The following is an 11,407-nucleotide window of genomic DNA, read 5'->3' as shown; positions in this document are numbered from 1 at the left end:
GGGGGTTCCCGCCATTTCACCCACCCACCACCACAGACATCACGCGACGCGCCAACGCCGAATCCACGAGCCCCTCGAGGCTGACCAAACGGCCATCGGCGTCCGTCAACGGCACCCGCCAATTCGGATACTCATCCGACGTACCCGGCATGTTCACCGGGCGGCGATCGCCCACCAGATCCGACACCGACACCGCCACGAGCAACGACGGCGCAGCCGCCACGAAGCGGTGAAGTGCCACCACCAGATCATCCGGGGAATCGCCCTCGAGAAGATCCCGATCGCGGACCTCCTTACGGAACGCCTCGATCTCGGCCGCCGCGGACCGACGCTCCTCCTCGACGTCGCCGGTGAGCTGGCCGAGCTCTTCACGAACATCCACGTGGACGAGATCGACATACCCGGCCGTCGGGGGAAGATCATGCGTCGTCACCGACGCCATACACAGGCGGCGATACTCCTCCGGCGGAACCGGCTCGTCGTCACGCTTCTCGAACCACATCACCGACGTACCCAACACCCCGAGATCGGACAACGTCTCCCGCACCCCCGGAGCCACCGTGCCCAGGTCTTCACCGACTACCACGGCGCCGGCCCGCGTGGCCTCCAACGCGAGGACACCGAGCATGGCCTCGTGGTCATACCGGACATACGTCCCCTCGGTGGGCGGAGCGCCCTCAGGGATCCACCACAGGCGGAAGAGCCCGAGGATGTGATCGATACGCACCCCACCGGAATCCCGGAGCGCGGCGCGAACGATGTCGCGGAATGGCGCGTAACCCTCCTCCGCCAGAGCATCCGGTCGCAGCGGCGGCTGCGACCAGTCCTGACCCAGCTGGTTGTACGCATCCGGCGGCGCGCCCACCGAGACGCCGCGGGCGAGCGACCGGTTCAGAGACCACGCATCCGCCCCGGTCGGATGGACGCCGACCGCCAGATCGTGGAGGACGCCCAGCCGCATACCGGCTCCGACCGCCTCGCTCTGCGCAAGCCCCCGCTGCTGCGAGACCTGCCACTGCAACCACTCATGGAAACGGACCTCCTCCGCGTGCTCGGTGGCAAAGCGCGCGACGGACTCCGAGTCCGGCTCCCTCAGCTCCTCCGGCCACTCGCTCCAGTCAGGCCCGTGCTCGCCGGCCAGTGCGCACCACGTGGCGAACCCCCTCAGCCCCGGCTGTTCGACGGCGAACCGGTCGAACGACTCAGAGCGTCGCGGCGAGAGCGGAACGGCGAAGAGGAGGCGCAGTGCCTCCAACTTCGCGGACCACGACGCGTCCCGGTCGATGGTGTCCTTCTCGTTGGATTCCGCTGCCTCCCGCGCGAGCGCATCGACCCGCGCGCGATCAGCGGCGGGTAGCTCCGCGTACTCGGGCACCAGCTCCGGACGTAGGTACAGGGGAGAGGCGAAACGGCGGGTCGTCGGCAGGTACGGCGACGGACCGACCGGCGGGTACGGCTCGCCGGCATGCGTCGGATTGACCAACACGAAATCCGCGCCCGTCTCCCGGCCGGCCCAGCCGCAGAGGTCGCCGAGGTCGGCGAGATCCCCGACGCCCCACGACTGCCGCGAACGCACCTGATAAATCTGCGCGGCCAGGCCGACGGCCCTGCGCTTTCCCAGGCCGCGGGGGACCGGGATCGTCGGCGGGTAGACGAGCAGGGTGCACTCACTCGACTCGGGTTCGCGGTCCGGAACCTCCACCCCGGCGGAGACGCGATGCCATCCCGCGGGCAGCGCGGCCGGCACCTGGAGCGTCACCCGTTCGACTGTGACGCCGTCGACCTCACGGGCTGCCCGCGGCTCATCGAGGGGGAGCAGGGTCACCGGGACATCCGTGTCCTCGAGCAGGACCGACACGGTCACCTTCGCGCCGTGCGGGACATGGACCGGGCACCCTATGGCGGTGCCCTGACGTGCCACCAGAGACGGCGGCAGAACACGCCGCCAGGGGCGCACGCGAACGGCCGCCAGGGCCTCGTGTTCCGAAACGCCGAGCTCGTCGTCGTCGTCGACAGCAACCGGTACGCCCATCGCGGCGAGCACCGCGCGCACAGTGCGGGCGGGGATCTCCCGGTGCACGCCCTGCGCGTCGTCATAACACGTGGCGACCCCGCACACCTCGGCGAGCTCGGCCAGGACAGGGGAGACGATGTCATTCGCAGTCACGCGGTCCACTGTGCCACCGGCCGCGCAGTCGACGCGCCGGTCGACGGAAACGGACCACACTCCGCGAAGCGCGGCCGCACCACGTAGCCTGACGGAACACGAACCTGTTCGCCCAGAGAAAGAGCGTGGCCCACCCATGACCGAGGCATTCATCTACGACGCCATCCGGACACCGCGAGGTAAGGGCAAGCCCGGCGGTGCCCTACACGGGGTCAAGCCGATCGACCTGGTGGTCGGCCTCATCGAGGAGACGCGCCGTCGGTTCCCCGATCTCGACGAGAACCGCATCTCGGACATCATCCTCGGCATCGTCACCCCCCTCGGTGACCAGGGGATGGACCTGCCCCGCATCGCGGCCCTGGCCGCCGGCATGCCCGACACGGTCGCCGGCGTGCAGATCAACCGCTTCTGTGCCTCCGGGCTGACGTCCATCAACATGGCCGCCCAGAAGATCCGCTCCGGATGGGACGAGGTCGTCTTCGCCGGTGGGGTGGAGTCCATGTCCCGCGTCCCCATGGGCACCGACGGTGGCGCCTGGGCGATGGACCCCGCCACCAACTACGACACCTACTTCTCGCCCCAGGGCATCGGCGCCGACCTCATCGCCACCCTCGAGGGCTTCACCCGCGAGGACGTGGACCGCTACGCCGAGCGCTCGCAGCGACTCGCCGCCCGCGCCTGGGAGGAGGGCCGGTTCGCCAGGTCGGTCGTGCCCGTCAAGGACATCAACGGCATCACCATCCTCGACCACGACGAACACATGCGACCCGGCACCACCGTCGAGGCGCTCGCCGGGCTCAAGCCCTCCTTCGCCATGGTCGGCGACATGGGCGGGTTCGACGCCGTCGCGCTGCAGAAGTACCACTGGGTCGAGGAAATCAACCACGTCCACCACGGCGGAAACTCGTCCGGCATCGTCGACGGCGCCGCCCTCGTCGTGGTGGGCTCGGAGAAGGCCGGGCAGGAGATGGGGATGACCCCGCGCGCCCGGGTTGTCGCCGCCGCGACCTCGGGGGCCGACACCACCATCATGCTCACCGGACCCACGCCGGCGGCCAAGAAGGCGCTCGCCACCGCCGGCCTGACCCCGGACGACATCGACCTCTGGGAACTCAACGAGGCCTTCGCCTCCGTCGTCCTGCGCTTCCAGAAGGACATGGACATCCCCGACGAGAAGCTCAACGTCAACGGTGGGGCCATCGCCATGGGCCACCCGCTCGGCGCGACCGGCGCCATGATCACCGGCACCGTCCTCGATGAACTGGAGCGCACCGGCGGCAAGCGCGCCCTCATCACCCTCTGCGTGGGTGGCGGCATGGGCGTGGCCACCATCATCGAACGCGTCTGACCCACCGACACCACAGCGATACAGGAGTACAAGAACAGTGAGCGACAACATGTTCCGGTGGGATCAGGACGGCGACGGCATCGTCACCCTCACCATGGACGACCCCGACCACGGCGCCAACACGATGAACTCCCGCTTCATCGACGACTTCTCCGCCACGGTCGACCGCATCGTGGCCGAGAAGGACTCCATCAAGGGAGTCGTCCTCACCTCCGCCAAGAAGAGCTTCTTCGGCGGCGGTGACCTCAAGTCCATGATCAAGGCCGGCCCTGAGCAGGCCGACGAACTGTACGAGCGGTCGATGGGGATCAAGGGCCGCATGCGTGCCCTCGAGACCTGTGGCGTGCCCGTCGTGGCCGCGATCAACGGCGCCGCCCTCGGCGGGGGCCTCGAACTCGCGCTCGCGTGCCACCATCGCGTCATGGCCGACGCCCGCGGGGCCAAGGTCGGACTGCCCGAGGTCACCCTCGGCCTGCTGCCCGGCGGCGGCGGCATCGTCCGCACCGTCCGGATGTTCGGCCTCGCCCAGGCCGTGCCCAACATCCTCATGTCCGGCCGTTCCTTCGCGCCCGACAAGGCCCTCAAGGCTGGCCTGGTCGACGAGGTCGTCGAGCCCGAGAAGCTCATCGACGCCGCCAAGGCGTGGCTCGCCACCGACCCCGAGCCCACCCAGCCGTGGGATCGCAAGGGCTGGACGCTGCCCGGCGGCACGATCGACGACCCCGCGCTGGCCGGCGTCCTGCCCTCGTTCCCCGCCAACATGCGCAAACAGACCAAGGGCGCCCCGGCCCCCGCCCCCCGGGCCATCATGGCCGCTGCCGTCGAGGGCTCCCAGGTCGACTTCGCCACCGCCGAGAAGATCGAGGCGCGCTACTTCGTCTCCCTCGTCACCGGCCCCATCGCGAAGAACATGATCCAGGCGTTCTTCTTCGACATGCAGCACTGCTCCTCCGGTGGCGCCCGCCCGAAGGCGGCCGACGGCTCCGAGATCCCGCGCACCCAGTTCACCAAGGTTGGCGTCCTCGGCGCGGGCATGATGGGCGCCGGCATCGCCTACGTCTGCGCCAAGGCCGGCATCGAGGTCGTCCTCAAGGACGTCGAGCAGGCCTCCGCCGACAAGGGTAAGGCGTACTCCGAGAAGATCGAGGCCAAGGCCCTCGAGCGGAACCGCACCACACAGGAGAAGTCTGACGCGCTGCTGGCCCGCATCACCCCGACCACCGACCCGCAGGCGCTCGCCGGCTGCGACCTGGTGATCGAGGCGGTGTTCGAGTCCCCCGATCTCAAGAAGAAGGTCTTCCAGGAGATCGAGGACATCGTCGCGCCCGACGCGCTGCTCGGCTCCAACACCTCGACGCTGCCGATCACCGACCTGGCCACCGGCGTCAAGCGGCCGGAGGATTTCATCGGCCTGCACTTCTTCTCGCCCGTCGACAAGATGCAGCTCGTCGAGATCATCCGCGGCGAGAAGACCACGCCGGAGACGCTGGCCAAGGCCATCGATCTGACGCTGCAGATCCGCAAGATCCCGATCGTCGTCAACGACTCGCGCGGCTTCTACACCTCCCGCGTCATCGGCACCTTCGTCAACGAGGCGATCGGCATGCTCGACGAGGGCATCGAACCGTCCACCATCGAGCAGGCCGGGCGGATCGCCGGCTACCCGGCGGCGCCGCTGCAGCTCTCCGACGAGCTGAACCTCAACCTCATGGTCAAGATCCGTCAGGCCACCCGCGAGGCTGAGGAGGCCGCGGGCAAGGAATACGTCCCCAACTCCTCCGACCGCGTCGTCCTGAAGATGGTCGAGGAGATCAAGCGGTCCGGGCGCGCCGCCGGCGCGGGCTTCTACGAGTACGCCGACGGCAAGCGCGGCGGACTCTGGCCGGGCCTGCGGGAGGCGTTCAACACCTCTCCCGACAACGCCCCGCCGCTGCAGGACCTGATCGACCGCATGATCTTCGCCGAGGTGCTCGAGACGCAGAAGTGCGTTGACGAGGGCGTGATCGTGGACGACGCCGACGCCAACATCGGCTCGATCATCGGCATCGGGTTCCCGGCGTGGACCGGCGGCACCCGCCAGTACGCCAAGAACTACTCGGAGCCGGGCGCCAAGGAGGCCTCGGGCTACAAGGGTTTCGTCGCTCGCGCGGAGGAGCTGGCCGCGAAGTACGGCGAGCGCTTCGCTCCGACCGAGTCGCTGAGGAAGCTGGCGGCAGACCAGGGCTGACGCCCGCATCCCACCGGCTCAGGCTGTCGTCCACCCCCGTTCGCCGTCCCCTCGAAGGGCACGGCGGGCGGGGGTGTCGCGCATGCACCTAGACCCTCTGCCCGCCGCGGCGTGAAACGTGAAGACAAAATACTCCGATAAGTGCCTCCGAATAGTTCCAGCGACGGGGCGGCACGTCGCCTGCGGGCGACGCGGGGTTCAACATCCCGCCCTCGGCCCGCCACCTCGATGTCGACCGGCGACCTTAGCGTTCGCCAAGCGTACGAGCAGGTCGTACACCACCGGAACGAGGAGAGACGATGCCGTCAGCGAAGACACCGCATCCGCACCGACACCGACGTCGCGCCACAGGCCTGGCGCTCGCCGCCATGATCATCGTGAGTGCAGCACCCGCACACGCACTGCCCACCGGTTTCCTGGGTAGCGGCTCCGTCGACCAGGGTGGCTCGCTCGGCGCCGACGAGGGTGGGTCGCTCGGCGCCGCGCCCGGTAGCTCCGCGCCCGCGACCAACGACGGTCTCTACACGGGATCCGTCGAGGTGGTCGAGGGCGCCGCCGCCGACCCGTCCGTCCTGACCGGGCGCGTGTTCGACGACGCCAACCGCAACTCGGTGCACGACGAAGGGGAAGTCGGCGTGCCCGATGTGCGGGTGTCCAACGGTCGCGACGTGGTGATCACCGACGAGCAGGGGCGCTACGAACTGCCGGCCACCGACAACTTCACCGCCTTCGTCACCCAGCCCGCAGGCTGGCAGGTGCCAGTCGACGAGCAGAAGGTCGCCCAGTTCAGCTACAACCACCTGCCCGAGGGCTCGCCGGAGCTGCGCTTCGGCGGGCTGAAGCCGACCGGCGATCTACCCGCGGCGGTGAACTTCCCGCTCGCGAAGTCGGCCGCGACCGCCGATCCGAGGCAGTCCTGCCCGATCGCCTCCGACACCCAGACCTACGACATGGAGGAGGTCGGGTACGCGAGCCGCGGCGTGCCCGCCGACCTCGCGGCCCGCGACGACTACGCGGGCTGCGGCATCCTGCTCCTGGGCGACAACGTCGGCGACGACCTAAGCCTGAACCAGCCCGTCAAGGACCTCTACGCCGACGCGAACGGTCCCGTGCGTGCCATCCCCGGTAACCACGACATGGACTTCGACGCGGCCGACGCCACCCACTCCGTCGACACCTATCGCCGCGACTTCGGCGCGCCGTACTACTCCTACGAAGTGGGCGACACCCACTTCGTGGGTCTGTTCAACATCGTCTACAACGGTCAGAAGGCCGACGGGTCCAACGGCGGCTACGCCGAGGCCCTCACGCAGGAGCAGCTCGACTGGCTGCGTAACGACCTGCAGCACGTGGAGCGTCAGAAGAACATCGTCGTGGCCGCGCACGCGCCGATCGTGGACTACCGCGGTGTCACGACCGACAACGCGAGTGCGCTGTACGAGATCCTGGCCGATTATCCCAACGCGGTGACGGTGGGCGGTCACACCCACACGCTGGAGCATCTGTTGGCGGGTGACTCCAGGCAAGAGTGGATCGATGCCGGGATCCCCGAGTTGACCCACGACCAGCTCGTGGCCGGCGCGGTCTCCGGCTCGTGGTACTCCGGCGAGCTCAATGAGAACGGCGTCCCCTACTCGTACACGTCCGACGCCGCCGAGCCCGGTGTCTTGACCATCGAGTTCGACGGACACGAGCGCTCCGAGTACTACACCGTGCGTAACGAGTCGGCCGACCGCCAGTTCTTGACAGGGATCAACAGCCCCGCGTGGCGGGAGTGGGCCGAGGTCTACCAGCAGTGGAAGGACGACGGGGAGCAGGGTGAGGCTCCGGCTCCCGTGGCGACCGACTCCGTCAGCACCGCGGACGTGAGCACGGGCGCGGCGTGGCTGGCGGCCAGCTTCTTCGGCGGATCCACGGACGCCAGCGTCCGGGTGTCTGTCGACGGGGGCGAGCCCGTCGCCGCCGAGCACACCCAGCCGGCGACCGGCGAGGCCCTCAACGTGGGCTGGGAGTACACCGAGACCGTCTCGGGGACCCACAACCTCATCGCCGACGCCGCACTGGGCCGGTCGAGCTCGCACCTGTGGCGGATCGCGCTGCCCTCCGATCTCGAGCCGGGCGAGCACACCGCCCAGGTCTCGGCGACGGACCGATACGGACGTAAGCACAGGACGTCGTTCGCCTTCACGGTGACGGGCTGAACGTTCGGTGGAGTTTTCCTCTGGCGGCGGGGCCACGGCCCCGCCGCCAGAGGGGGTGCGGATCCGCTGACACCGCGTCCGGGCAGACCTCAGCCGCGCTCGGCCGCGATCCGCCCCATACGTGTGAACGCCTCGGCGAGAAGCTCGTCGGAGCAGGCGAAGTTCACGCGGGCGAATCCCTTGCCCTGGGAGCCGAACGCCGGGCCCGGGCTCAGCGCGACCCGACCCTCGTCCAGGAACGCGGCGGCGGGGTCGTCGCCGAGGCCCGGGTACCCGCGCAGATCGATCCACGCGACGAACCCCGCGTCAGGCCGCCGCCACCGCGCACGGGGCAGATGCTCGGCCAGCAACCGCTCCATGAGGTCGAGATTCGACGCGAGGGCGGCCCGCATGTCGTCGAGCCAGTCGAGTGACTCGGTGAGCGCGGCCTCGGCGGCGAGGGCGCCGAAGTGCCCCACCGCGCCGGACAGCGCCGAACGCGGCACCGGGAACTTCTCCGGGTTGCCGTTGACGACGAACGCGCACTTCAACCCGGCGAGGTTGAACGCCTTGGACGCCGATGAGATCGCCAGCCCCACCTGGCGCGCGGTCTGCGAGACCGCCAGGAACGAGACGAAGTCCACGCCGGGCATGGCCAGGGGCGCCCAGATCTCGTCCGAGACCACCACCGCGTCGTGCCGGGCGGCGATCTGGGCGAGCTCGGCCAACTCCGCACGCGAGTGGAGGACGCCCGTGGGATTGTGCGGGTGACTGAGCAGAACGGCTCGGGCCCCGTCCGCCAACGCCTGTTCGATGCCCGCCAGATCCAGTTGCGGGTCCTCGCCGTCGTGACCGATCAACGGCACCGCGACCGGTGACATCCCCACGCGCCGGATCCACGGCCCGAACGGCATGTACACCGGCGGCGTGTACACGACACCGCTCCCGGCCGGCAGGATGCGCGCCAGCGACTCGCGGACGCCGACCCCCACGTCGTTGACCGGGACCACGGTGTCCTCCGGCACGTCGTACCCGAAACGCGAGTAGTACCGGGCGCACACCCCGGCCAGCCGCTCGATCTCCGTAAAGTACCCGGTGTCCCCGTCGGCGACGGCGGCGGCTAGTCGGTCCCGGATCGCGGGGGCCAGCAGGACATCGGTCTCGGCGACGAACAGCGGCAGCACGTCCTCCGGGTACGCCTGCCACTTCTGGCTCCGGCGCCTGCGCAGGACGGACTCGGGGACATCCAAGGGGAACGGCACGTGAGGCATCCTTCTCATCCGGGGGCGAGCGGAACCCTCAGGCTACTCAGCCGTCGCGGCCACGCTCGTCAGCTCCCGGGCACGAACCCCGGGTACACCCACACGTCGAACACCGGATACGTCGACTCGCGGGCGAGCGGCATCATCGTGGAGTAGGTGCCCTCGTCGCTACCCGGGGCGATCGGAGGGATGAAGATTCCGCCCGAGGTCCCCAGCCACCCCATCCGCTGAGCGAGCTCGTACAGCCCGATGTAGGCCGAGGTCGTGGACCCGGTCCGGGTGAACGTGGCGCGCCAGAAATCGCTCACCCGGGTATCGCGGCGGAGCTCGACGAAGGCGCCGTCCGGTGAGAACTGCCAACATCGGCCGAACGGATAGCCACCGTCGGACGCGCAGTGCACGGGGCTGGTCGCCCCGTAGGGGGAGAGCAGCCGGAATGAGTCGCCGTAGCTCCAGAAGGCGGGAGACTCCGGGACGGTGACCTGTCCCGGCGCGAGTTCGAAGCCCCACCCCGGCGTGTAGGGGAGCGGGTCGGCGCCTGACGACGGTGCGGCCGTGGCCAGTGCGGCGATGGCGGCGAGTGCAGCGACGCCGGCGGCCAGGACGCGGGCGGTGACGCGGGATGTGACGCGGGAGGACATGCCCCAGTTCACCACGGCCGCGGCCCCCTCACAGGCCGAACGCCCACACGTGAGTACACCGTGACGGGACCGTCACCACGAGTAGCGCAGGGGAAACAGCCCGTTCCTACGGTTGCCCGCACGGGGCACCGAACAAGGGAGCCCACCGGCGGGGAGGGGCCACGCACATGACGCGCTCACGCACGATCGAGAACTGGGATCCGGAGGACCGGCACCAGTGGGAGTCCGGCGGCAGACGCGTCGCCGCACGCAACCTCTACTGGTCCGTGTTCGCCGAGCACGTGGGGTTCTCGGTGTGGACCCTCTTCGCGGTGATGGTGCTGTTCATGCCGGAGGACGTCTATGGACTCGACGCCCCGGACAAGTTCCTCGTCTCCGCGGTCGTGACCCTCACCGGCGCGTTCCTGCGCATCCCCTACACGCTGGCCACGGCCACGTTCGGCGGTCGCAACTGGACGATGTTCTCCGCGTTCGTCCTGCTCATCCCGGCGGGCGCGATGCTATGGATCATGGCCAACCCGGGCCAGCCGCTGTGGCTGTACCTGGTGGTAGGCGCGCTCGCCGGCCTGGGCGGGGCCAACTTCGCGTCGTCCATGACCAACATCAACGCCTTCTTCCCGCAGCGGATGAAGGGCTGGGCCCTGGGCCTCAACGCGGGCGGCGGCAACCTCGGTGTGGCCACCATTCAGGTGGTGGGCCTACTGGTGATCGCCGCCGCGGGTAACCGCTCGCCGCACTGGGTGATCGCGGTGTACCTGGTCCTGCTGGTCGTGGCCGGGATCGGGGCCGCGCTGAAGATGGACAACCTCGGCCACCAGACCGTCGACGTGGCGAGCATGCGCGACGTGGCCACCGACCGCGACGGCTGGGTCCTGTCGCTGCTCTACATCGGTACCTTCGGCTCGTTCATCGGCTTCAGCTTCGCGTTCGGGCAGATGCTCACCATGACCTTCACCGGCAACGGCGAGTCCCCGGCGGACGCCGCGCTCCACGCCGCGCAGATCACGTTCCTCGGCCCGCTGCTCGGTTCGCTGACCCGGATGCTCGGCGGGCGCCTGTCGGACCGCTTCGGCGGGGCGCGCGTGACGCTGGTGACGTTCCTGGGCATGGCCGTCACGACGGTCGCGCTCATCATCACCTCGAGCATGCAGTCGGCCGACGGTGGCCGGCTCTCGGGCGGCGCGCTCGTGTTGTTCTTCGCGGCCTTCCTCACGCTGTTCGCGCTCACGGGGATGGGCAACGCGTCCGTCTACAAGATGATCCCCACCGTCTACGAGGCCCGCAGCCGGGGACTGGACCTGCCGGAGGCGGCGCGGGCGGCGTGGTCGGGGGCCCATTCGGGGGCGTTGATCGGCGTGGCCGGCGCGGTCGGGGCCTTCGGCGGCTTCCTCATCAACATGACCCTGCGAAGCTCCTACCAGTCCTCGGGATCGGCGACTGCGGCGTTCGTGGTGTTCACCGCCTTCTACGTGGTGGCGGCCGTCGTCACCCGGGCCGTGTACCTGCGCCGACCGACCGCCGCGCCCGCGCCGGTGGCCACCGGGACGTCGCCGGTGGGGGCGGCCGGTGACGCGCCGAGTGC

Annotated in this window: 7 protein-coding genes; 4 read left to right on the top strand and 3 right to left on the bottom strand. The window is 69.5% G+C overall.

Annotated elements, in window-relative coordinates; translation table 11 throughout:
• Positions 1-16 precede the first annotated feature (16 nt).
• Entirely contained in the window at positions 17-2,167 is a 2,151-nt protein-coding gene (malQ, locus tag G6030_RS04100) for a 4-alpha-glucanotransferase (RefSeq protein WP_347238571.1), read from the bottom strand.
• A gap of 136 nt (positions 2,168-2,303) precedes the next feature.
• On the opposite strand from malQ, the gene G6030_RS04095 reads away from it, so the two are divergent.
• The 3 genes from G6030_RS04095 (at position 2,304) to G6030_RS04085 (ending at position 7,943) form a co-directional block, all read left to right on the top strand.
• Entirely contained in the window at positions 2,304-3,515 is a 1,212-nt protein-coding gene (locus G6030_RS04095) for an acetyl-CoA C-acetyltransferase (RefSeq protein WP_007632224.1), read from the top strand.
• A 37-nt stretch (positions 3,516-3,552) separates the two neighbouring features.
• Positions 3,553-5,742 (top strand): 3-hydroxyacyl-CoA dehydrogenase NAD-binding domain-containing protein, encoded by a 2,190-nt coding sequence (locus G6030_RS04090; RefSeq protein WP_182642288.1) that lies wholly within the window; start codon positions 3,553-3,555, stop codon positions 5,740-5,742.
• A gap of 299 nt (positions 5,743-6,041) precedes the next feature.
• Positions 6,042-7,943 (top strand): calcineurin-like phosphoesterase family protein, encoded by a 1,902-nt coding sequence (locus tag G6030_RS04085; RefSeq protein ID WP_182642287.1) that lies wholly within the window; start codon positions 6,042-6,044, stop codon positions 7,941-7,943.
• Between the two features lie 89 nt (positions 7,944-8,032).
• Here the strand turns inward: G6030_RS04085 and G6030_RS04080 are convergent, their stop codons facing one another.
• Positions 8,033-9,184, bottom strand: coding sequence for an aminotransferase class I/II-fold pyridoxal phosphate-dependent enzyme (locus G6030_RS04080; RefSeq protein ID WP_182642286.1), 1,152 nt, complete (start codon positions 9,182-9,184; stop codon positions 8,033-8,035).
• A 68-nt stretch (positions 9,185-9,252) separates the two neighbouring features.
• Positions 9,253-9,825 (bottom strand): hypothetical protein, encoded by a 573-nt coding sequence (locus G6030_RS04075; RefSeq protein WP_182642285.1) that lies wholly within the window; start codon positions 9,823-9,825, stop codon positions 9,253-9,255.
• 167 nt (positions 9,826-9,992) lie between these two features.
• Between G6030_RS04075 and G6030_RS04070 the strand changes: the two genes are divergently transcribed.
• On the top strand, positions 9,993-11,407 hold a 1,415-nt coding region (locus G6030_RS04070), incomplete at its 3' end, for a nitrate/nitrite transporter (protein ID WP_182642284.1).

Origin of the sequence: Dietzia sp. E1 (genome assembly GCF_014145015.1) — a bacterium.
GTDB classification, from domain to species: domain Bacteria; phylum Actinomycetota; class Actinomycetes; order Mycobacteriales; family Mycobacteriaceae; genus Dietzia; species Dietzia cinnamea_A.
Note: the sequence above shows the minus strand (reverse complement) of the source record. Positions and strands in the feature narration are given on the sequence as shown.

What these genes read in the sequence shown, in the direction of transcription:
- G6030_RS04095 (WP_007632224.1), top strand. Translation starts at nt 2,304, where the DNA reads ATGACCGAGGCATTCATCTACGACGCCATCCGGACACCGCGAGGTAAG.
- G6030_RS04085 (WP_182642287.1), top strand. Translation starts at nt 6,042, where the DNA reads ATGCCGTCAGCGAAGACACCGCATCCGCACCGACACCGACGTCGCGCC.
- G6030_RS04075 (WP_182642285.1), bottom strand. Translation starts at nt 9,825, where the DNA reads ATGTCCTCCCGCGTCACATCCCGCGTCACCGCCCGCGTCCTGGCCGCC.